The organism is Anaerobacterium chartisolvens, assembly GCF_003337415.1.
GTDB lineage: Bacteria > Bacillota > Clostridia > Acetivibrionales > DSM-27016 > Anaerobacterium > Anaerobacterium chartisolvens.
This window is the reverse complement of record NZ_QPJT01000016.1, coordinates 44,246-66,370: the sequence shown is the minus strand read 5'-3', so window position 1 is coordinate 66,370 and position 22,125 is coordinate 44,246. Positions and strand designations below refer to the sequence as shown.

The 22,125-nt window shown below is 41.9% G+C and carries 24 protein-coding genes, 1 tRNA gene, 1 pseudogene and 1 riboswitch; of the genes and pseudogenes, 17 read left to right on the top strand and 9 right to left on the bottom strand.

Translation table 11 applies throughout. The features are described 5' to 3' along the window. Positions 1 to 90: 90 nt before the first annotated feature. The gene (locus tag DFR58_RS14010) at positions 91 to 783 is read right to left on the bottom strand and encodes a 4'-phosphopantetheinyl transferase family protein (RefSeq protein WP_114298477.1); all 693 of its coding nucleotides are present in this window, start codon (positions 781 to 783) and stop codon (positions 91 to 93) included. Positions 784 to 944: 161 nt separating this feature from the next. Here DFR58_RS14010 and DFR58_RS14005 point away from each other — a divergent pair, with 161 nt between their 5' ends. Then, positions 945 to 1,850 carry an EFR1 family ferrodoxin gene (locus DFR58_RS14005; RefSeq protein WP_114298476.1) on the top strand — a complete coding sequence of 302 codons (906 nt, stop codon included), beginning with the start codon at positions 945 to 947 and terminating at the stop codon, positions 1,848 to 1,850. A gap of 146 nt (positions 1,851 to 1,996) precedes the next feature. Here the strand turns inward: DFR58_RS14005 and DFR58_RS14000 are convergent, their stop codons facing one another. The 4 genes and pseudogenes from DFR58_RS14000 to DFR58_RS13985 all read right to left on the bottom strand — a co-directional run bounded on the left by DFR58_RS14000 (position 1,997) and on the right by DFR58_RS13985 (position 3,513). Beyond that, positions 1,997 to 2,347 carry a helix-turn-helix transcriptional regulator gene (locus tag DFR58_RS14000; RefSeq protein WP_114298475.1) on the bottom strand — a complete coding sequence of 117 codons (351 nt, stop codon included), beginning with the start codon at positions 2,345 to 2,347 and terminating at the stop codon, positions 1,997 to 1,999. 129 nt (positions 2,348 to 2,476) lie between these two features. Next, the gene (locus DFR58_RS13995; RefSeq protein ID WP_114298474.1) at positions 2,477 to 2,932 is read right to left on the bottom strand and encodes a DUF2442 domain-containing protein; all 456 of its coding nucleotides are present in this window, start codon (positions 2,930 to 2,932) and stop codon (positions 2,477 to 2,479) included. A 36-nt stretch (positions 2,933 to 2,968) separates the two neighbouring features. Continuing rightward, positions 2,969 to 3,196: pseudogene (locus tag DFR58_RS22200) on the bottom strand (DUF4160 domain-containing protein). Between the two features lie 234 nt (positions 3,197 to 3,430). Beyond that, a tRNA-Leu gene (locus tag DFR58_RS13985) sits at positions 3,431 to 3,513 on the bottom strand. Positions 3,514 to 3,841: 328 nt separating this feature from the next. Between DFR58_RS13985 and DFR58_RS13980 the strand changes: the two genes are divergently transcribed. After that, a complete protein-coding gene (locus tag DFR58_RS13980; protein ID WP_114298473.1) occupies positions 3,842 to 4,699 on the top strand; it encodes a YesL family protein in 858 nt (285 codons plus the stop codon). A 45-nt stretch (positions 4,700 to 4,744) separates the two neighbouring features. On the opposite strand, the gene dapB is transcribed toward DFR58_RS13980, so the two are convergent. The 3 genes from dapB to asd are packed head-to-tail and all read right to left on the bottom strand — an operon-like array spanning position 4,745 to position 7,534. Continuing rightward, a complete protein-coding gene (gene dapB / locus DFR58_RS13975; RefSeq protein WP_114298472.1) occupies positions 4,745 to 5,503 on the bottom strand; it encodes a 4-hydroxy-tetrahydrodipicolinate reductase in 759 nt (252 codons plus the stop codon). A 38-nt stretch (positions 5,504 to 5,541) separates the two neighbouring features. After that, on the bottom strand, positions 5,542 to 6,420 hold the full coding sequence (gene dapA, locus DFR58_RS13970) for a 4-hydroxy-tetrahydrodipicolinate synthase (protein WP_114298471.1): 879 nt from the start codon (positions 6,418 to 6,420) through the stop codon (positions 5,542 to 5,544). 34 nt (positions 6,421 to 6,454) lie between these two features. Next, the gene (gene asd / locus DFR58_RS13965) at positions 6,455 to 7,534 is read right to left on the bottom strand and encodes an aspartate-semialdehyde dehydrogenase (protein ID WP_114298470.1); all 1,080 of its coding nucleotides are present in this window, start codon (positions 7,532 to 7,534) and stop codon (positions 6,455 to 6,457) included. A 125-nt stretch (positions 7,535 to 7,659) separates the two neighbouring features. After that, a riboswitch (Lysine riboswitch) is annotated at positions 7,660 to 7,842 on the bottom strand. Positions 7,843 to 8,132: 290 nt separating this feature from the next. Here asd and DFR58_RS13960 point away from each other — a divergent pair. The 13 genes from DFR58_RS13960 (at position 8,133) to panD (ending at position 20,595) form a co-directional block, all read left to right on the top strand. Further along, positions 8,133 to 9,779, top strand: a complete 1,647-nt coding sequence (locus DFR58_RS13960) for a SpoIID/LytB domain-containing protein (RefSeq protein ID WP_114298469.1) — start codon at positions 8,133 to 8,135, stop codon at positions 9,777 to 9,779. Between the two features lie 102 nt (positions 9,780 to 9,881). Further along, a complete protein-coding gene (queA, locus tag DFR58_RS13955) occupies positions 9,882 to 10,907 on the top strand; it encodes a tRNA preQ1(34) S-adenosylmethionine ribosyltransferase-isomerase QueA (RefSeq protein ID WP_114298468.1) in 1,026 nt (341 codons plus the stop codon). 36 nt (positions 10,908 to 10,943) lie between these two features. Then, a complete protein-coding gene (tgt, locus tag DFR58_RS13950) occupies positions 10,944 to 12,062 on the top strand; it encodes a tRNA guanosine(34) transglycosylase Tgt (RefSeq protein WP_114298467.1) in 1,119 nt (372 codons plus the stop codon). Positions 12,063 to 12,121: 59 nt separating this feature from the next. Then, complete coding sequence (yajC, locus tag DFR58_RS13945; RefSeq protein WP_207659234.1) at positions 12,122 to 12,394, top strand: preprotein translocase subunit YajC; 273 nt, start codon at positions 12,122 to 12,124, stop codon at positions 12,392 to 12,394. Between the two features lie 120 nt (positions 12,395 to 12,514). Continuing rightward, positions 12,515 to 12,958 (top strand): TIGR04086 family membrane protein, encoded by a 444-nt coding sequence (locus DFR58_RS13940; RefSeq protein WP_114298465.1) that lies wholly within the window; start codon positions 12,515 to 12,517, stop codon positions 12,956 to 12,958. Between the two features lie 146 nt (positions 12,959 to 13,104). Beyond that, entirely contained in the window at positions 13,105 to 13,245 is a 141-nt protein-coding gene (scfA, locus tag DFR58_RS13935) for a six-cysteine ranthipeptide SCIFF (RefSeq protein WP_114298464.1), read from the top strand. Between the two features lie 182 nt (positions 13,246 to 13,427). Further along, on the top strand, positions 13,428 to 14,771 hold the full coding sequence (scfB, locus tag DFR58_RS13930; RefSeq protein WP_114298463.1) for a thioether cross-link-forming SCIFF peptide maturase: 1,344 nt from the start codon (positions 13,428 to 13,430) through the stop codon (positions 14,769 to 14,771). Positions 14,772 to 15,048: 277 nt separating this feature from the next. After that, the gene (locus tag DFR58_RS13925; protein ID WP_114298462.1) at positions 15,049 to 15,714 is read left to right on the top strand and encodes an HD domain-containing protein; all 666 of its coding nucleotides are present in this window, start codon (positions 15,049 to 15,051) and stop codon (positions 15,712 to 15,714) included. A gap of 97 nt (positions 15,715 to 15,811) precedes the next feature. Continuing rightward, on the top strand, positions 15,812 to 17,098 hold the full coding sequence (secD, locus tag DFR58_RS13920) for a protein translocase subunit SecD (RefSeq protein ID WP_114298461.1): 1,287 nt from the start codon (positions 15,812 to 15,814) through the stop codon (positions 17,096 to 17,098). Positions 17,099 to 17,109: 11 nt separating this feature from the next. Continuing rightward, positions 17,110 to 18,066, top strand: coding sequence for a protein translocase subunit SecF (secF, locus tag DFR58_RS13915; RefSeq protein WP_114298460.1), 957 nt, complete (start codon positions 17,110 to 17,112; stop codon positions 18,064 to 18,066). 447 nt (positions 18,067 to 18,513) lie between these two features. Then, a complete protein-coding gene (panB, locus tag DFR58_RS13910; protein WP_114298459.1) occupies positions 18,514 to 19,359 on the top strand; it encodes a 3-methyl-2-oxobutanoate hydroxymethyltransferase in 846 nt (281 codons plus the stop codon). Then, positions 19,356 to 20,201: a pantoate--beta-alanine ligase gene (gene panC, locus DFR58_RS13905; RefSeq protein WP_114298458.1), complete on the top strand. Its 846-nt coding sequence runs from the start codon at positions 19,356 to 19,358 to the stop codon at positions 20,199 to 20,201. The genes panB and panC overlap by 4 nt, the downstream gene beginning before the upstream one ends. Positions 20,202 to 20,205: 4 nt before the next feature. Further along, positions 20,206 to 20,595: an aspartate 1-decarboxylase gene (gene panD, locus DFR58_RS13900; protein ID WP_114298457.1), complete on the top strand. Its 390-nt coding sequence runs from the start codon at positions 20,206 to 20,208 to the stop codon at positions 20,593 to 20,595. A 32-nt stretch (positions 20,596 to 20,627) separates the two neighbouring features. On the opposite strand, the gene DFR58_RS13895 is transcribed toward panD, so the two are convergent. Beyond that, positions 20,628 to 20,900 (bottom strand): hypothetical protein, encoded by a 273-nt coding sequence (locus tag DFR58_RS13895; RefSeq protein WP_114298456.1) that lies wholly within the window; start codon positions 20,898 to 20,900, stop codon positions 20,628 to 20,630. Between the two features lie 221 nt (positions 20,901 to 21,121). Between DFR58_RS13895 and DFR58_RS13890 the strand changes: the two genes are divergently transcribed. Both DFR58_RS13890 and DFR58_RS22615 read left to right on the top strand, forming a co-directional pair. Next, positions 21,122 to 21,952 (top strand): HD-GYP domain-containing protein, encoded by an 831-nt coding sequence (locus DFR58_RS13890; RefSeq protein WP_114298455.1) that lies wholly within the window; start codon positions 21,122 to 21,124, stop codon positions 21,950 to 21,952. Continuing rightward, entirely contained in the window at positions 21,888 to 22,022 is a 135-nt protein-coding gene (locus DFR58_RS22615; RefSeq protein ID WP_423230838.1) for a DUF6514 family protein, read from the top strand. The genes DFR58_RS13890 and DFR58_RS22615 overlap by 65 nt, the downstream gene beginning before the upstream one ends. Positions 22,023 to 22,125: the final 103 nt, after the last annotated feature.

Below are 22,125 nucleotides of genomic sequence, written 5' to 3'. Positions count from 1 at the left end.
TAGCATACAAATACAAATAAGATAATATAATACAAATATAGATATATTATAACAATCATGATATGGCTTGACAACGTTGTTATGTAAAGCTCAATAAAAAAAGGATGCATTATGAGTAAAAAGATCTATATTAAAATTATTTTTTTCGTGCCTATCATTTTTAAAGGTACATATTGCAAATATATGGGATTTATCCAGATAATACTGGTCGAAAAAATACCCCTTCCTTTCACACCCTGAATATGCGGTAATACCTTCTTCATTTATGTGCATGGAGAAGGAGCTTAAGGAAATGCTAAGGCCCTTTCCCTCCGCTTTAATATAGCTCTCCTTCAGCGTCCACAGCTTATAAAAGTAGTCCAGCTTATCGCTCTGCTGCTGATTTGCAAGTGCGTAATATTCATCCTGTGAAAAAAATCTCTCGGCCAGCTTGAAATCTATGGGCTTTACCGTTTCAACATCCACTCCTACGGGGGAATCGCCTATGGCACATACAACCCAGTTATCGGAATGAGATATGTTAAATTGCAGAGAGCGGTCACCTTTCAGCTCAGGCTTCCCGTATTCATTGGCTGAAAACGCGATGGAGCTGTTCTTTATCCCTGCTCTGCTGCAAATAGCATGTCTTGCAAGCAAATCACCAAGAAGAGCTCTTTGGGCGTCCGCAAAATGGTAAAAGCGGCCTATTCTTTGCTTCTTTTCGGGGGATACATAGCATGACAGGTGTTCAAACTCTTCCTGCGTCAGATTCCTGTCGATCAATAAAGTATATATTTCAAACATTTTACTAAAGTCCTTTCAAAAATATATAATGGTATCATGCGGTAGCTTTTTCTTTTCAATTTACCATTATACACCATACCGCAAAAAAATCCACAGCTTTTTTATAGCTTTAGATAAAAATTGAATGTGAAAGTAAGATACTGGACAGGAGTGAGAGAGCAATGGAGAGGGATGCAAGAAAATTTAAGATGGTCAAAATAGTATATTTTTCAGGCACAGGGGGTACTGCAAGAGCAGCAAATTGCATTGCGGAGGCATTTAAACGCTATGGAGCGGGAGTTGTCAGCTATCAGCTCGGAAGGGAAGCAATACCCGAGGCAGGAGAGGATATGCTTGTGGTTTTATATGCCGTACACGCCTGCAATGCACCAGAGCCTGTGTATAAATGGCTGGATGCACTGGAGCACACAGCCAGAACTCCCGCCGCAGTGATATCGGTTTCAGGCGGAGGGGAAATAACTCCCAACACAGCCTGCAGGGCGAGCAGCATCAGCAGGCTTGTAAAAAAAGGGTATGATGTGATATATGAGGATATGATTGTTATGCCATCAAACTGGATTGTTGCAACGGAGGACAGCTTAGCGGCAAGACTGCTTAGAGTTCTGCCATTAAAAGCGGACAGTATTGTAAAGGAGCTTTTTGAAGGCGTAATACGAAGATCAAAGCCCAGTATTCAGGACAGGATTTTTTCAAAGCTGGGCGAGCTTGAAAAGGTGGGAGCCAGAGCATTCGGAAAGAGGATCAGAGTCGGTTCCGGCTGCAATTTATGTGGGTGGTGTGAGAAAAATTGCCCCCAGGGGAATATTAGTGTAAGGGGAGCTGCTCCTGTCTTCGGAGGGAGCTGTATTTTCTGCCTGAAGTGTATATATGGATGCCCAAAGAAGGCTTTAAAGCCTGGAATGCTGAAATTTATAGTGATTAAAGAGGGCTATGATTTAAAAGCAGTTGAGGAGAGAACTCGGGGTATACGGCTTCGGCCCGTTGAGGAGCTTGCAAAAGGATTCTTATGGAAGGGCGTAAAGGATTACCTTTTAAGCTTTGGAGATATCGAAAATAATAAGGGTTAGCGCTTTTAGAAGCAAAAAAGGCCGGTATTTTAAGTATAAGCACACACAAACCACTAACAGGTCAGTGGTTTGTGTGTATGTGTCATTTGCTTAATCTAAGATGCCGGTTCTGACTATGTTTATAATCTTCATGATACCAATGTCAATCATTCAACTTGTTTCAGTAAATCTTCTGCTGACATACCGTATAGCTTTGCGAGAGCAAGAAGATTAGAAGTGCTTGGGTCAGAAGTGCCGCTTTCCCATTTGGATACGGCCTGCCGACTGACACCGATGCTTTCTGCCACAAATTCCTGTGTCATTTTGCAACGGGTACGGTTTTCCTTCAGCGTTTCACCAAGCGATCTTGTTATCCTTGCTTTTTCCCTTCGCACGCTATCGGAGCGGATATACTTTAGAAGCGCTCGGATAACCAGTACAACAAGAAAAATAATAACTGCCGCAATAGCGAGATAGATCACAAATCCTCCAATTAATAATGGAATGCTAATATTCATTTTGTATATCTCCTTTCCTGAGAACAGCTTAACAGAAAATCCTTGTTGCTTAAACCAACTATCGCGCAAAAATCAGTTTCATTTCAGTTGCGTTTGAAAATTGCAGTTTTGAGACGAAAAATTATGGAATTATAGATGATCCTCCTGAGCTTTTTCGGCTTGGGGCTGACCGTATTCCCTGATCATGGCTGCTTTGGATACAATCCATTGCTTACCGAATTTTTTAACATCGACACCGTCAATGAGTTTTCCATAAGATACTGCCTTGCGAAGCGTACTTTCATTTAATCCCCAAAGGTCGGTTGCGTCTCCGAAGGCGATAAGATTATCAAATGGTGTAGGTGTTTTCTTCCCGTTATTCCATAGTTCGTTACATGATAAATCAATGTCATCATTCCAAGATACGCCATATCCTCCGGTATCAACAGAAACAAGCGAGAATAAGCCGGGGGTTTTAAGCTGCTCAAATGTTTCAAATTTTTTGAATAACAGCTTAACGTCGTACTGCTTTGCGGTGCCGTCTGAAAAATGCACTAAAAGAATATAGTCCGGCAGCGCAGTTACGGATTTTATTTTGTGAAACATTAATCTGCCTCCTTCCTTTGAACAAAACCTGCCGCTTTATTCAAGCGGTGGCAAGGGCTTGAATTTTTGAGTGTTCCAAATTTCAAGTAATTCTTTTTGATATTTTGCCGTCCACTCCTGAACCATGCTTAAAGCTTTTTTAGGAAGATCACCCTAAATCATTTTGCCTGTTAATATATCAATTACTCCGATATATTCTCCGTAAACTGCATGTATATGGGGTGGATTATGCTCACATTGCTGAAAATACATCTTTATAATCATTCCATAAAATCTTGCTATTACCGGCATCTGTACAGCTCCTTTCTATCTATTTTAAATATATCACGATAACGTGAATAAGGTCAAGGGTGTATTTAGGAATCAAAAGATAGTTTTAGGTCACAAGAATTACAGTAAGTTAGATGGTATTGCAAAAATGAGAAATATGCAATACGGGATGAATGAACATATAAAAGACCATATAAAAAAACCCACATGAATGTGAGTTTTTTTATATGGTGCGAAGAGTGGGACTTGAACCCACACGGTCTCCCACACGCCCCTCAAACGTGCGCGTCTGCCAGTTCCGCCATCCTCGCATAAATATTACATAAGATATTTCCGACCAGCAAAATATATTATACTAGCATAGTATGTCGGTGTCAATACTTTTAAAATAAAAATATTTGAAAAATTTTCGGCCCTCAGTTGACAAAGTAAATGCGGGTTTTATATGACAGGCTTAAGATAAATAAGGAATAATATTATCAGAATAATATTTAAAAATATTGGTCATAAATTATATTGAATAACCTTGATTAAATTGATAGAATAAAGGATAACATTTTATATATTGTACTTTAAGCAGCAATATATTTTAAGCAGCAATTTGCTTACACAAATTTTACTGTAAAGGGGAAAATAATAATGGCAGGTCTTTTTGGATTTTTTGATTATACCAAGCCAGGCCCGGGCGTTCCCGAGAATGGCCCTCCAAAGGCGAGAATAGTAGTCTTTTTTGAGATATTTACCCGCAAGTTCTGGAACCTTATGAAGCTTAATATTATGTTTTTTATTTTCAATATACCCGCATTAATCGCAATGCTTTTCATAGTGCCTCAGTATTATTTGAATAAAACGTTTTCTGAGGATATTTTTGTTGATTTTATTCTGAAATTTACCGTAGGAGCTATTTTCTTATGTATTCCGCTTATAACCGTGGGCCCTGCACAAGCAGGCTTTACGTATGTTCTAAGGAATTATGCCCGTGAAGAACATGCCTTTTTATGGGGGGATTTTAAAGAACATGCAATGAAGAATTTTAAGCAGGGGCTTATAGTCAGTCTGATTGATTTGTTAGTGGTGATAGTGATAGGAATTGACATCAATATATATATATCCTTAAACAGCAGCAATTTCTTAATGACAATAGCCACCAGCTTGCTGTTCCTTGCTTTTGTGACATATGTAATAATGCATATGTATATATATCCTATGATGGTTACCTTTAAGTTCAGTATAAAGCAGATATTTAAGAATGCACTTATATTTGCTATTATGGGGTTTATACCCAATATATTGATTCTTCTGCTCTGTGTGGTAATAATAGGGGTTACGTTTTTAATTCTGCCGGTAATAGGGCTTATACTGTTTCCTTTTATTACAATGAGCCTCATTGGACTGATAACAAATTTCTATATATATCCCAAACTCAAAAAGCATATTATGGATAAGGTGGAGGGAGAATCAGAGCCTGCCGGGGAAGACGCCGGCAAGCAGGATTAATAAAAAAAAAGCTGCCCCGTGTGTTAGGGCAGCTTTAATTGTCTGTTATTCAGCCGATATTAAATCATTCATGTTATAAAAGCCCGGCTTCCGGCCGCATATAAATTTTGCCGCTCTTAAGGCTCCTACGGCGAAGATTTCCTTGGACGTAGCAGTATGCTTTATTTCTATAATCTCATCGTTTCCTGCAAAAATTACAGAGTGCTCTCCTACAATGGTGCCGCCTCTTACAGCGTGTATTCCTATTTCACGCTTACTCCTTTTTTCTCTCACTGAATGCCTGTCATAGGTGTATTCATATTTTTGCTCCAATGCCAAATTTATTGCATCAGCGATTGCAAGAGCCGTACCGCTTGGAGAATCAAGCTTCTGATTGTGGTGCTTTTCAATTATCTCAATGTCAAAATTGTCGGAAAGTATTTTGGAAGCCTTCTTTACAATATCAAGAAGAAGGTTTACCCCAAGTGACATATTTGCCGAAAAGAAAATAGGAATTTCCGCCGATGCCATTTCCAACACCTTTATATTTTCATCGGAAAGGCCCGTTGTAGCCATTACAACAGGTATTTTTCTTGAAACCGCAAATTCAAGAATGTTTTCCAATGCTGCAGGGTTTGAAAAGTCAATTATGGCATCAACTTTTACGTCACACTGGTGTATATTGGTAAATACAGGGTATGGATTGTCCTTTGAATTGTTTAAGTCATACCCTGCGGCAATAGTGAGCTCTTCACTTCCGGAAGCGAGTCTGGTAATAACCTGACCCATTTTTCCGTTGCAGCCGCTCATTAGTATATTTATCATCTTATGCTCACATCCTTCTGAAACTCTAAATTTACATATTAAATCAATGAGTAGCTTTTCAATTCATTTTTTAATATGTTCAAATTGACTTCGCTTATGTCTACGAGAGGCATACGGCATTTTCCCACATTCATCCCCATGAGGTTCATTGCTGCCTTTATAGGAATAGGGCTTACTTCAATAAACAGAGCCTTTATAAGATTAAGCGTTTTAAGCTGCAGGTCAAGGCTTGCCTTGGCATCGCCGTTTAAAAATTTCAAAACCATATCATGCGTATCCCGGGGGATTATATTGGCCATTACCGATATTACTCCCTTTGCCCCAAGGGAAAGGAAAGGAACTACGGCGGCGTCCTCGCCGGAGTAAACGGTTATCCTGTCACCGCACAGGTTCATTATATCTCCCACCTGAAAAAGGTTGCATTCCTTGACTGCCACAATATTATCCATTTCACACAGCTCCTTTAAGGTGGATGGATTTATATTGAGATTAGTTCTGGAGGGCACATTATACAGCACTACGGGTATGTCTATGCTCTTGGCGATCAATTTAAAATGCTCATATAAGCCTTTTTGTGTTGTCTTGTTGTAATATGGGGTGACGCTTAATATGGCGTCTGCCCCCGCCTCCTCGGCATATTTGCTTAATTCTATGGCATGGCGGGTATCATTGCTGCCTGTGCCTGCAATAACGGGCAGCCTTTTGTTAACCCTTTCAACTGCAAACTTTATAGCGGATTTATGCTCGGAATCAGGCATTGTGGAGGCTTCTCCCGTTGTGCCGCAAATGATTACGGCATCGGTGCCGTTTTTAATCTGGAACTCAAGCAGTTCCTCAAGCTTGTTAAAATCAATGCCGTCATCTGTAAAAGGAGTAACAATAGCTACACCGGAGCCTGTGAATATTGGTTTTGTCATATCAATACACCCTTTCTTAATTTCTTAGAATAAATTAGTCCAAATATCCTTCGGCCTTGAGAAGCTCTGCCATAAGCACGCCTCCCCCTGCCGCACCCCTTATGGTGTTGTGTGACAGACAGACAAATTTATAGTCAAACAGGCAGTCGTCGCGCAATCTGCCTAAAGATATGCCCATGCCCTTTTCCACATTTCTTTCAAACCTGCTTTGGGGTCTGTCGGGCTGGTCAAAGTACGTTAAAAACTGTGAAGGCGCACTGGGAAGCTTCAAGATCTGCGGCTTACCCTTAAACTCCTTCCAGCAGCTCAAAATTTCGTCTCTGGAGGGCTTATTTTTAAAGGTGGCATATACCGCCGCCATATGTCCGTCCAGAACGGGAACCCTGTAGCACTGGGCTGAGATTACAGGCCCTGAGGCATTTACAATCTTACCGCCTTCTATTCTTCCCCATATTTTCAGAGGCTCTCTTTCGCTTTTTTCCTCTTCTCCTCCTATATAGGGAATTACGTTGTCGGTAATTTCAGGCCAATCACCAAAAGTCTTTCCGGCTCCTGAAATGGCTTGATATGTGCAGGCAAGAACCTTTTCCGGCTGATACCCCATAAGCGCATGAAGCGGAGGTACGTAGCTTTGCAGAGAGCAGTTGGATTTCACTGAAATGAACCCCTTTTTTGTCCCAAGTCTTTTTCTTTGCGTTTCAATTATTGAGACATGCTGGGGATTTATTTCAGGTATTACCATGGGCACATCCTCAGTCCATCTATGAGCGGAGTTGTTTGAGACTACAGCAACCTCAGCCCTCGCATATTTTTCTTCAAGCTCCTTTATCTCTTCCTTTTTCATATCCACTGCGCAAAACACCATATCCACTTCATCTGCTATCTTGGATATGTCATTTACATTACGAACCATAATGTTTTTGACGCTCTCAGGCATTTGAACATCAAGCTTCCACCTGCCGCCTACTGCTTCTTCGTAGGGCATACCGGCGGAACGCTCGCTTGCCGCGATTGAAACCACCTCAAACCAGGGGTGATTATCGAGAAGAGTTATAAATCTCTGGCCTACCATGCCGGTACCGCCTAAAATGCCTACCTTTAACCTTCTGTCCAAAATCAAAACCTCCTTAAACCAAAATTTAAATTATTTTTTATATCGGCTTTAAAATTAAAAAAGCCGGTATCGTAGATACCAGCAGTTCTTGTCAGAATTACCTGAGGTAAACATTCCTTGTTTACCGAACTGATAGCGCTCCACCAAATATTTGATGACAGTTGCACAGATATTAGCTGTACAACCAGGATATATTTACATGGGTCAATATATCCTTCGGCATCTTACCCTTTCCGTCAACTGCCTCATACAAATCCCATTTTTTATCGGCAGGAGTACTTATGTAAAGACGCACCTCTATCATAATACCATTATACTATAAAAGGCTTAAATAGTGAAATACAAAAAAGAATTTACTATATTTTGCCTTTAATTCAGCAATTTATGCTGAAACAATTTTTATATATAATACCACCCATAAAATAATATGTCAAATGATTTATAAAAAGAACACGGCAAAATGTTTATTAAAAATATGTTACAACATTATTAAAATTAAAGCTTTTGCGAAGGAAAACATCAACAGATGTCGAAATGTAACATATCTATATGCAAATCAAGGGGTTAAATATACAAAAGCCAAGACGGAGGTCATAAAATGAGGTCTATACTAAAGAAAATTATTCCCTTTGCAGCGGCTGTATGCATTGCAGCCTTAAGCGGGGGCTATTGCCACGCTGCGCCAGCCATACCTGAAGAGGTGAGAATAGGATTGTTTTTTCAGGGAACGCAAGCCGGCTCTGTTACGATAGGTGCCGAAAACGGCCTTAAAATAGGGGCATATAACGACGGCTCATTTAAAATGCTGTGTGAATATAACTCAAATGAGAAGATTACAGTCAGAAAGGATGCATATTATGTAAGCAGCAACGGGGATTTAAAGGAATATGACCCCGACTCTTCACAGGCTGCTTCGGGAGAGAAAACAGGGCCGTTCCATGTACAGGTGGGGGAGGACTGTGAAGACTATGCCGAGGCTGTGCGTCAGGCTGAAATGATGAAGCAGAAGGGCATTCCTGCATATCCTGTGTATTCCGGCAAGTGGCAGGTATGGGTTGGCTTCTACAGCGATTCAAAAACCGCCAGGTCAGCTATAACCGTAGGTATTTCGGCAATATTAGGGCAGGGCAGCTACAGTGTAATCGAGCCGGCGTCCAACAGGATAATACTAACCGACAGCGGCAAAAATACTGTTTTAATGTTTAACGGCAGTACGGAGAAATTGCGTATAGACCCTATGGGAAATGATAATGAAGCTCTGTTTTCGCTTAACGGCAAAAGGTACAGGGGAGGGCTTGAGGCCGTCAGGCTTGCGGGAAGCGATATGACAATTATAAATGTAGTTCCCTTTGAGCAGTACCTATATGGAGTAGTGCCCTGCGAAATAGGGGCATACCCCGCAAAGGAGGCAATAAAAGCACAGGCTGTTGCGGCAAGGACATATGCAATGGTCAGCATGGGACAGCACGGAAAGCTGGGCTTTGACCTTTGCGCCACACAGCACTGCCAGGTGTACGGGGGGGCAGACAAAGAGGCCGCGGCCTGCACAAATGCCGTAAACGAGACTAAGGGCAAAATTGTAACATATGACGGAAGGCCCGCCCAAACCTTATACTTTGCATCAAGCGGAGGCAGGACGGAGGATTCTGAAAACGTTTGGGGAGGCAGCTTTCCATACTTGAAAAGCGTTGAGGATAAATATGAGCTTACAAATTCGGCTAATTATTATTGGACAAAAAGCTATAGCAACTCGGAGCTGTCAAATATAATAAAAAGCAAGGGAAGGGACTTAGGAAGCATAACGGGAGTTTCGGTGCTTCAGTATACTGCCGCGGGCAGGGCTTTGGAGGTTCAGGTTGAGGGGACAAACGATAAATACATTTATATCAGGGAAGCATTTAAAAGCGCGCTCGGCTTAAAAAGCGGAATGTTCACTATTTCCACCGATGCCGATATTAGCGCGAGAAAATCCGACAATGCCACAATCAAGCTTCAGGCCGCCGGAAAGAAAGCTGTTTCGTCCTCGGGAATCAAAACCGTCGGTACAAACACGAAAGTAACCGTTATGGGGGCAGACGGAGTTAAAAAGACATTTGCCGCGTATCCCACGGGATATGTCTTTACGGGAAAGGGATGGGGACATGGAGTGGGCATGAGTCAGGAGGGAGCTATGGGCATGGCTGAGGCGGGGTTTACTTACGATCAGATTCTGGAATATTATTATACCGGAGCAAAGGTGGAATAGAACTGAAAAAATTTTATTTTACCGCTGCGGCTTGTAAATTTGCTTATTATGCTGTATCATTTTGTCCTGCATGGATAAAATGATACAGGGTGTATAAAAAATATGAACATTAAAGAATTCGATTACTGTTTGCCTCCGGAGCTGATAGCTCAGGAGCCTTTAGAGGAAAGAAGCCTGTCAAGGCTTATGGTGCTGGACAAGCAGACAGGAGAGCTTTGGCACAAAAGCTTTACGGACATTGTACATTATTTGAATAAGGGAGACTGCCTTGTCTTAAACAACACAAGAGTAATTCCTGCCAGGCTTTTGGGCCAAAAGGAGGATACCGGGGCTAAAATTGAATTTGTGCTTTTAAAAAGGCTGAACGGGGACGTATGGGAGGTAATTTTAAAGCCGGGAAAAAGAGCAAGGGCGGGAAGCAGATTTGTCTTTGGAGACGGGCTTTTAAAGGCCGAGATAATTGAGGTGATTGAAGGCGGAAACAGGCTTGTAAGATTTGAATATGAAGGGGTATTTGAAAAAATACTTGACAGTGTAGGTGTTATGCCTCTGCCCCCATATATAACCAAAAAGCTTGAGCATCCCGAGCGCTACCAGACAATATATTCCGAGCACAGGGGCTCTGCGGCTGCTCCGACGGCGGGACTGCATTTTACGGGGGAGCTTCTCGAGGAAATTCAAAATAAGGGAATCGGTATTGCATATGTCACTTTGCATATAGGGCTGGGAACCTTCAGACCTGTAAAATGTGAAAACATATTGGAGCATAAGATGCATTCGGAGTTTTACACAATATCTCAGGAGGCCTGCGACAAAATAAACGCGTCTAAGTCTTTGGGAAACAGAGTTGTAGCGGTCGGCACTACAAGCTGCAGGGTTTTGGAGACGGCCTCCGGCGATGACGGAACATTGTTTCCCGGCACAGGCTGGACCGATATATTCATTTATCCCGGCTATAAATTCAAAGCGGTTGACTCTCTTATTACCAATTTTCATTTGCCGGAGTCAACTCTTATAATGCTGGTCAGCGCCCTTGCGGGGAGGGAGAACACGCTTGCTGCTTACGGTAAGGCGGTAGAGCTGGGATACAGGTTTTTCAGCTTTGGGGATGCAATGCTTATAAAATAAGCAGTAAAACTAAAATGAGGATAAGGGGAAAGCACTATGGCAGCGGTTAAATATGAGCTGATAAAGACATGCGGACAGACAGGGGCAAGGCTGGGAAGGGTGCATACCCCCCACGGCTCCTTTGATACCCCCGCCTTTATGCCTGTGGGTACTCAGGCAACCGTCAAGGGGATGTCTCCCGCAGAGCTTAAGGATGTTGAGGCTCAAATAATATTAAGCAACACATATCATTTATATATGAGGCCGGGAAGCGATATTGTCAGAGAGGCGGGAGGACTGCACGGCTTTATGGGATGGGACAGGCCTATTCTTACCGACAGCGGAGGCTTTCAGGTTTTCAGCCTGGGAGGCATGAGAAGCATAAAGGAAGAGGGGGTAACCTTCAAGTCTCATATTGACGGTTCAAGCCACTTTATTTCACCCGAGAGGGCAATAGAGATTCAGAATGACCTTGGAGCGGATATAATAATGGCATTTGATGAGTGCATACCTTATCCGTGCGATTACAATTATGCAAAGAATTCTCTGGAGCGTACCTCAAGATGGGCCAAAAGATGCAGGGATGTTCATTCCGATACCGAAAGACAGTCGCTTTTCGGCATCGTACAGGGAGGAACCTTCAAAGACCTCAGGGTACAGAGTGCAAACGAGCTTTTGGAGCTTGATTTCCCCGGGTATGCGATAGGAGGGCTTAGCGTTGGGGAGCCTGCGGCTGAAATGTACGATATGCTTGATGTCACCGTTCCGCTGCTTCCCGGTGACAAGCCAAGGTATCTGATGGGAGTGGGCAGTCCCGATTATCTTATAGAGGGCTCTATAAGGGGAATTGACATGTTCGACTGTGTGCTTCCCACCAGGATAGGAAGAAACGGCACCGTTATGACAGGCGCGGGAAGGATAATTATAAGGGATGCAAAATATGCAAGGGATTATTCCCCTATGGATCCTGAGTGTGACTGCTATGCATGCAAAAACTTTACGAGATCGTATATAAGGCACCTCATCAAAGCAGGGGAGGTGCTTGGAATAAGGCTCACCACATGGCATAACCTGAGGTTTTTGTTAAACCTTATGAAAAATGTACGAGAGGCTATATCCGAGGACAGGCTTGGGGATTTCAGAAATAAATTTTTTAGTGCATTTGGGTATAAATAATGGTATTATATTCAATGTCAGATAGAAATAAATAAAAAATATACAGTGGGAGGTTGTTTATGCAACAGTTAATTACTCTGGTACCTTTAGTGTTAATGTTCGGGCTCATGTATGTAATTCTTATTCTGCCTCAGAGAAAGAAGGAGAAAAAGACGCGTGAAATGCTGAATGCTCTTAAAGTGGGTGATAATGTAACTACTATAGGCGGCGTGATGGGAAGAGTCGTAAACATTAAAGACGATGAAATAACTATTGAGTCCGGGGTGGAAAAGACTAAGGTAAAATTCAAAAGGTGGGGAATAAAAGAGGTTGAGAAGGTAATAGAGTCGTAAGGCCGGGTATTTGACAACTTTTTAGTTCTAACCTTAAGCTGCCCTCAATATACTGTATCAGAGAAGTCCTTCGTATATGAAAGGAAGTCTCTGGGATAAGCGTATTGGGGGTATTTTAACATGGAAAAGCAATCAAATCAGGGGATTCCCGATGCCGTAAAGAAGCATATATGCTTTGCCTCAATAGGAAAGGGCATTATTATTTCCTATGCTGTCACCATACCGGTATTTCTAATATTTTCTTTCATTCTTTCACATACCGATTTCCCTGAAAAATATATTTCCTCCGCCGTCATAATAGGCACCATGATAAGCGTGTTTACGGCAGGGTTCATAGCCACAAGGAATGTATCAAGCCGCGGGTGGCTGAACGGAAGCGCGGTAGGGCTTATTTATGTATTGGTGCTCTATCTGGCAGGCAGCGCAGCCTTTGGCAGCTTTAAAATAGACAGAAATGTAATTTATATGACGATAATATGTGTTTTGACAAGCTCAATAGGGGGAATTATCTGTATAAACCTTAAAAGGAACAGTGGCGCGAGACATAAAAGAACAAGAAAATAATACTTTTCAATAATCTCCCGATATGCTATAATTTTTATGCCATATTAGTGAATGTTGTGTTTTGGCGCCGTGTGCCATTAGCACTTTGTGCCATTAGCGTTTTGTACTAAAAGGTATTACGTTAAAAATTTATAGGGGGAAGAGCAATGAAGCATATCAAAACAATAAGCGGTTCTACATTAAAGGAAAGCATGAGCCATGGGGGCTGCGGGGAGTGCCAGACATCCTGCCAATCCGCCTGCAAAACATCTTGCACCGTAGCAAACCAAAGCTGCGAAAAGAAATAATAAATTATTAATTGAAGAAACGTACATAAGCGGAATTCAAAAAGTGGAAGGTGAAGCGTTTATTCACTTTTCATTTTTTTGCTATAGGGGCAATGCTATGAAGGCTACTCATCCTCCTTTAAAGCAGTATGCATATTGCTTTTTTCAGGGAAGGAATATTTTTTTGGAGGTCACAGCATAAAATGATTCACAGATTTAAAATGCATGGAACAAACATAGTAGTAGATGTAAACAGCGGAGCTGTACACATTTTTGACGATGTAGCCTATGACGCGCTGCAGTATTATGAGGACGGGGATAAGAAGAATACCATAGACCGGCTGTCGGGGAGGTATAAGCCCGAACAGACACAAGAGGCGCTTTTGGAAATTGACGGCCTTATTGAAAGAGGACAGCTTTATTCAAAGGATGAATACCGTCAGGTTATGCCGTTATTGGACAAGGAGCCTGTTGTAAAGGCTCTGTGCCTTCATGTATCTCACGACTGCAACCTAAGGTGCAGGTATTGCTTTGCATCCACAGGGGATTTCGGCGGAAGCAGAATGGTTATGCCTCCCGAGATCGGCATAAGGGCAATAGACCTGCTCATACAAAAGTCCGGAAGCAGGAGGAATCTTGAAATAGATTTTTTTGGCGGGGAGCCGCTGATGAACTTTGAAACCGTCAGGACTGTTGTGGAATACGCCAGAAGCAAGGAGCGCGAGCACAATAAAAATTTCAGGTTTACCATTACGACAAATGCCGTGCTGCTAAATGAAGAATTTAAACGATATATTAATGAAAACATGTCTAATGTTGTTTTAAGCATTGATGGAAGAGAGGGCACAAACGACCGTATGCGCTTTAAGGTGGACGGCTCGGGCACATACAGGCACATTCTTCCTAAAATAAAGGACATGGCTGAATCAAGAAATCAGGATAAATACTATGTAAGAGGTACATTTACGAGGCATAACCTTGATTTTTCCAAGGATGTGCTCCATCTTGCAAACGAGGGTTTTAAGCAGATTTCGGTAGAGCCGGTTGTGGCGGCAAAGGGCTCGGGATATGACTTAAGAGAGCAGGATTTGCCTGTTCTGTTTGAAGAGTATGAAAAGCTGGCGTATGAATATGTAAGCAGGCAAAGGCGCGGAGAGGGCTTTAACTTCTTTCATTTCATGATTGACTTAAGCCAGGGCCCGTGCATTGTGAAAAGGCTGAGGGGATGCGGTTCGGGACATGAATACCTTGCGGTTACTCCTGACGGGGACATATACCCATGCCACCAATTTGTCGGCATGGAGGATTTCAGAATGGGCAATGTGCTTGATGAACAGCTTAACAACAGCATATTAAGCGTGTTTAAAAATTCGAACATATACTCTAAAAAGGAATGCTCTTCATGCTGGGCGAAGTTTTACTGCAGCGGAGGATGTGCCGCCAATGCCTATCAATTTAACGGGGATATAGACATTCCCTACAGTGTGGGCTGCGAGCTTGAGAAAAAGAGAATAGAATGTGCGCTATGGATAAAGTCACAGGATTAAATTATTTCCAAATATATAGCGATAAAGATTTTACATGGAGGATATAATTTGATGGAAGAAATTTTTTTGACCCGTAAGGAATACATCTAAGAAAAGTGCCTGATGACAGACCCGGGAGACATTTCCCCTCAAGGCATCTTTTCGTTGGAGTTAAAAATTTCTGTAAGCAATTATATCCTCCATGCTTGTAAAATCTTTATCGCATCCTATATAAATATAACTTTAAAGACATAAAAAATTTATTTTATGAGAATTATAATTATTATGAGGTATTGATATGGGTATTGTTACATTAAAGGAAGTAAAGGAAAATGAGGAAGTAAAGGCTTTCTTGGAAATATCCGAAAGGCAGCTTGCGCAGAGGGGGTACACTGAGCATTCCTTCAGACATGTAACAATGGTTTCCGACAATGCGGGAAGGATAATGAAAAGCCTCGGATACTCCCAAAGGCAGGTTGAGCTTGCAAGGATAGCAGGCTACCTCCATGACATAGGAAATGCAGTAAACCGTGTGGATCACGCTCATACCGGAGCTATTACAGCCTATAACCTTCTCGTAAAAATGGGTATGCAGTACGCGGAGGCTGCTGAAATAATGATGGCTATAGGGAACCATGATGAAGATTCGGGAACAGCGGTAAGCGAAATTTCGGCAGCCTTAATTCTTGCCGATAAATCGGATGTACACAGGAGCAGGGTAAGGAACCAGGATTTTGCGACCTTTGACATACATGACAGGGTAAACTATGCCGTAGAGGATTCCAGAATATCAGTAAGCAGGGAGGATTCAACCGCCGTTCTGGAATTAAAAATAGACACAAAAATATGCCCGGTTATGGATTACTTTGAAATATTTCTTGTCAGAATGACAATGAACCGAAGGGCGGCAGATTTTCTGGGTCTCAGCTTTCAGCTCATAATCAACGGCAACAGGCTGCTGTAAAAGCTCTTAAAATAACAGCGTTTTGCTATTGACTGGCAGTTGCTATAGTTATATAATATCGTCATGCGGACAACAAAAAAAAGGGGGAATTTTACAGATGAGACGTAGCAACGGGATTAAATTCCTGGCGGTAATTGTCGTAATTGGTATATTGGCTTGCGTGGCAGGCTATGGTATACCTGCCTTGGGAATTAATGACGTTAGAAACATGAGGTTTGGAATAGACATAAAGGGTGGAATATCCACCACGCTGTATCCCGACCTGCCTGAGGGACAAAGGCCTACCGCCGAGGAGCTTGCTTCTGCAAGGGCGGTTATAGAGAGAAGGCTGGATTCTCAGGGTATTTATGACAGAAACATCACTACGGAGAATGAAAACGGACGAATAGTTGTAGAAATTCCATACAAGCCCGGAGAGAAGGATTTTAACCCTCAAAAGGCGGTAGATGAAATAGGGAAAACAGCTCTGCTTACATTTCAGGAGGTTGACGAAAACTTAGTAGATGAAAACAAGCTTTACAAGCCCACTAATAAAATTGTAATAGAGGGAAAGCATGTAAGTGATGCAGGTATTGCCACGGATCCTCAGACGGGAGAGGTGGTTGTTACCCTCAAGCTCAATGGAGAGGGTAAGACGAAGTTTTCAGAGGCCACAGGCAGGCTGATTGGAAAGAGAATTGCAATATTTATGGATGACACCCTTATAGTTGCTCCTACGGTACAGTCACAGATTCCCGACGGAGAAGCCACGATAAACGGACAGAGAGATGCCAAGGAAGCGGGAGAGCTGGCAGCCACAATAAGATCAGGTTCTCTGCCCTTTAAGCTGGTCGCAAGGGATTTGAATTCCATAACCCCCACGCTTGGCGAGGGTGCCTTAAAGGTTACAATAATGGCGGGTATATTGGCGTTTATACTTGTAGCCCTGTTTATGATACTGTATTATAGGCTTCCGGGAGTAATAGCATGTATTGCGCTTTTCGGCCTTGTTGTAATTCAGATGGTAGTTCTTTCGCTGTTCAAAATATCTCTGACTCTCCCCGGTATTGCGGGTATTATTCTCTCAATAGGTATGGGAGTGGATGCAAACGTAATTATATTTGAAAGAATCAAGGAGGAGCTAAGAAGCGGAAAAACACTTGGAGCTTCTGTTGATTCAGGCTTTAAAAGAGCCTTTTCGGCTATCTTGGATTCCAACGTTACAACGATTATATCGGCGGTAGTTCTTTACTTCCTTGGAACCGGAGCAATCAAGGGCTTTGCCGTCACCCTGTTTTTGGGAGTGTTATTAAGCTTCTTTACGGCAGTAACTGCTTCAAGAATAATGCTGAGAGCCGCTGCGGATATTAATATTGCAAAACACCGCTGGCTTTATGGTTCATAGGAGGTGCTTATATGGTAGATTTGTTTAGTAAAAGGCGTTATTTTTTCGTTTTGTCCATAATACTCGTTTTGAGCGGGATTATAGGGCTGATGGTAAAAGGAGTAAAGCTTGACATACAATTTCAAGGCGGCACTCTTATGCAGATTTTTATGAGTGACGACAGCTATAACACTGAGGATATTCAGGCTGCTATAAGCAAAGCTATAGGAAAGAGTGTCACCGCACAGAAAATGCAGACATACAACGCTGAAGATTCAAGCAGTAAGATTAATCTCCTTCAGTTGAGGGTTGCAAAGGACAGCACGCTGACAGGAGAAGAGATAAATCAGGTGGTTGAGCTTCTTAAAAAGGATTTCAACGTATCAGAGGATGCACAAATGCAGATTCAGAGCGTAGAACCCTTTATGGGAAAGGAAATGCTTCAGAAGGGGATATTGGCTGCCATTATTGCCTCTGTTCTTATTGTATTGTATGTGTGGTGGAGATTCAGCGTTATGTCGGGTCTGTCCGCAGCCATATTTGCCAATCTGGCTTTGATTCATGACGCATTTATTATGTTTTCCGTTTACGTTGTTTTCGGACTTCCCTTAAATGAATCATTTTTGGCGGCGGTATTGACTATACTTGGATTTTCAATTAATGATACGATAGTTGTATATGACAGGATAAGGGAAAACACAAAAGCAATGAGAAATATGCCATACTCACAGCTTGTAAATACAAGTGTCATACAGACCATTTCCAGAACAATAAATACAACTGTGACGGTTATGATTTGTGTAATTACATTATACGTATTTGCATTCGTGAATAACATTGATTCAATAAAGGATTTTAGCTTCCCTCTTATGATAGGACTTTTAAGCGGAACCTATTCCACTATCTTTATAGCGAGCCCGTTATGGGCTGTGTGGCAGGAAGCGCGTCTTAAAAGAAGGGTTGCCGCTAAAGCTGCAAAGTCAAATTAATTAAAGCGATACCGATGGACAGCTCTTTAAAACGGGCTGTCCGTTATGTTTTACAGCATAAACATTAAGAATCTACTCACCCCCCTGCCCCCCTCTCTTTTCAAAAGAGGGGGAAAAGGGGAATTTGAGTAAAATATTATACAGCGGCCGTTGCTGCAAAGTGTTGATTTGTGGGCTGCCGGTGTGGTAATATATTATAAGACGACGGCATCATGACTATAAATTGAGCCGTACGGTTTAGGAAATAACTGCTTAATCTTAATAAAAGCTGCTTTGATCCTTTAAGGACAGAGACGGGAAGCCTGTTTTTAGTGAGCAATTACTTTATATTGCATATTTGCTGGCCGATCCTGTCATGGGATGGGCCAGTTTTAGTTATAGCGGCAATAAAATGGAACGAATAAGCATCGATCTCAATACATTTTACTTTTGGGAGGCAGGATTACAATGCAGAAAAGGTTTACAATTAACGAATTCAAAAAAGCGAAGGAGAATAAAAACAAAATCTCCATGCTTACGGCGTATGACTATCCCACAGCAAGAATTTTGGATCAGGCGGGAGTTGATTCCATACTTGTGGGAGACTCGCTGGGAATGGTTGTGCTGGGATATGAAGACACCGTAAGGGTGACAATGGAGGATATGCTGCATCATATAAAAGCAGTGTCCAGAGGCGTAAAAAGAGCTCTGGTGGTGGGAGACATGCCATTCTTGTCCTACCACACCGGAAGGCATGAAAGCGTAAGAAATGCCGGAAGGCTTATGAGTGAAGGCGGATGCAAAGCCATTAAGCTTGAAGGCGGAGAGGAAGTAGTGGAAACCGTAAAGGCTATTATAGCGGCGGGAATACCTGTTATGGGGCATCTGGGGTATACACCGCAGTCCATCAATGTGTTTGGAGGACATAAGGCTCAGGGCAGAACCATAGAGACGGCCGAAAAAATATTTAACGACGCTTTGGCGTTGCAGAAAGCGGGAGCATTTGCCATTGTACTGGAATGCGTGCCGTATAAGCTTGCGGAGTTCATCAGCGGAAGGCTTGAGATACCTTCAATAGGTATAGGCTCAGGGGCGGGCTGTGACGGGCAGGTGCTTGTAGCCCATGATATACTGGGAATGTTTAAGGACTTTAGCCCCAGACATGCAAAAAAATACCTTGATATGGAAGGCGACATAACCCGGGCGGCAGAAATGTATATTAAAGAAGTAAAGGAAGAGCTTTTTCCGAATGAAAGCAATTCCTTTACCGTTGAGGATGAAATACTTGTGCAGCTAAAGGAGAAATACAGATGAGAGTAATTGAAAAAATTGAGGATGTTAAGGCGTTAATAAAAGAGCAGAAAAGCATGGGCAAGACAATAGGTCTGGTGCCTACTATGGGATATTTGCATCAAGGGCATGCTTCACTAATAGAAAAATGCTCACAGAGCAATGATTTTAGCGTTGTCAGCATATTTGTAAATCCCATTCAGTTTGGCGCGAATGAGGATTTCGGAACGTATCCAAGGGATATTGAAAGGGACTGCGGGCTGGCTCAGGCAGCGGGGGCGGATGTAATATTCGCGCCTTCGGCGGAGGAAATGTACCCCGGAGGCTGCGGTACCTTTGTCGAGGTTCAAGGTGTTACCGAAAAGCTGTGCGGCAGGTCCAGACCGGGGCATTTCAGGGGCGTTACTACCGTTGTTGCCAAGCTTTTCAATATAGTGGAGCCCGACAATGCTTACTTCGGTCAAAAGGATGCCCAGCAGGCCATAGTCATAAAAAAAATGACAAGGGATTTGAATATGAATGTGAGAATTATAACGTGTCCTATTATAAGAGAGGAGGACGGACTTGCCATGAGCTCCAGAAATGTTTATCTGAATGCCGAGCAAAGAGCGGCGGCACTGGTATTATCCCGCTCTCTTTTTAATGCGAGGGACATGATACAAAAAGGGGAACGCTCAAAGCATAATATAATTGAATACCTGACCCGAAGCATTTCGGCAGAGAGGCTGGCGGATATAGATTATATTTCAATTTTGGATGCCACAGGGCTTGAAGAAATACCCATGATAGAGGGCCAGGTTCTTATAGCTGCCGCGGTTAAATTCGGAGGCACCAGACTTATTGATAACATAATGGTGGAGGTGTGATTTAATGTTTGTTACTCTTATGAAATCCAAGATTCACCGTGCCACAGTTACAGAGGCAAATTTGAACTATGTAGGCAGCATTACAATAGATGAGGATCTTATGGATGCTTCAGATATTCTAAGGAATGAAAAGGTTCAAATTGTAAATAATAATAACGGAAGCAGGTTTGAAACCTATGTAATACCCGGGGAGAGGGGAAGCGGAACCATATGCTTAAACGGAGCGGCGGCCAGACTGGTGCAGCGGGGAGATATAATAATTATTATTTCATACGGAATGTTCGATTCAAAGGAAGCAAGGGATTTCCAGCCTAAAATTATTTTTGTAAGTGATAAAAACAGTGTTATGGAAATAAATAATAAAGAGAGGCACGGGGAAATAAAAGATTTTTAACAAAAAGCAGACCAACCTATATATAGATTGGTCTATTTCTTTTTAAAAAGATAATCAATAATCAAGCCCCCTATAATTACCTCTGCAAGTATCGTTAAGCTGGATTTTATAATTGACACTGCAATAAGCTGGAAATACGCATCATAAGTAAAGGCGGAACGGTTGAAAAGAATAAGCAGCGTTCCAAAAACCAGAAGTAAAAGAGATATATGAGTGCCAAGCTTGATTACTTTTTTTGTAAGAGGGCTGAGCTTGTAAAGCTCATCAAATATTTTTTCTATGCTCTTAGTTTTATTTGTCTGCAAAGGCCCATCCCCTTTCATCAAAGTAAATATTTACTTCATGTTAACATAATACTTTAGGCATGGCAATGCAAAAAGTTTACCAAACAAGGTTATGGGAATAATTTTACAAGTATTGAAACGAAAAAAATTTTTTTACATAATATGTTCTTTTTTTGAAATAATGTGTTATAATTATTGGTATAATAAATATTTACGCATTCTTTTAATATGCAGGTGGAAAGATGAAAAAAGTATTTGTGAGTTTAAGTGAATGTATGCCGGGAATGCAGATGGCAGAAAGCATATATAACGAATATGGTGCGGTAATAGTAGCTGAGAATACTATACTTGACGACCATATTATAAAAAAGCTGGACAATCTCGGACATCATAGCTTCAGAGTTATGGAGCAGCCCGAGGATATTATAGTGTCAAACGATGCTGAAAGCTTTAATATTCAGTACAATGAAAATGTTGATGAAATTAAAAATATACTTCATGAAATATCCATAGGAAATAACATAAACACAAAGTCCATTAATAACATGTCTGATTCCATTATCAGCAGAATAAACGAAAACAGAGATGTGGTAGGGTGCATAAACCAGATCAGAAGCGTGGATGAATATACCTATACGCATGGTATAAATGTTTCCCTGCTATGTATGCTCATAGGAAAGTGGATGAAACTTCCGCCCGACAAGCTTAAGGCTGTTGTGCAGGCGGGGCTTTTGCATGATATTGGCAAGACTAAAATATTGCCTGATATATTGAGTAAGCCGTCGGAGCTGACTGAAGAAGAGTATGAGGAGATAAAAAAGCATACCGTACACGGTTACAGGCTGTTAGAGAGTAACGGAAGCTTCAGCAAGGATATATGCATGGCGGTGCTGATGCATCACGAGAGAGAGGACGGCACAGGCTACCCTGTAGGGCTTAAAGCGGACAAAATACATGAATTCGCTAAAATAATAGCTGTAGCCGATATATATGACGCGATGACATCGGATAGGGCATACAGAGAAAAGGAGTCGCCCTTCATGCTGCAAGGAAAGCACTATAGGCATACTTGATAAATTAGTCACTAATTCGGTTACCCCTGTAGGTCTGCCTTTTATACTTGATGATATGCTTGGAATGTAGTTTATTCAACGTTAAAAATCAGGCAGGCTTTGTACCAACCTATTATCGGCACCTTTTTTAAGGTGCGGCGGATCTATAGCGATAGGAGGGTATATAAGCCTGC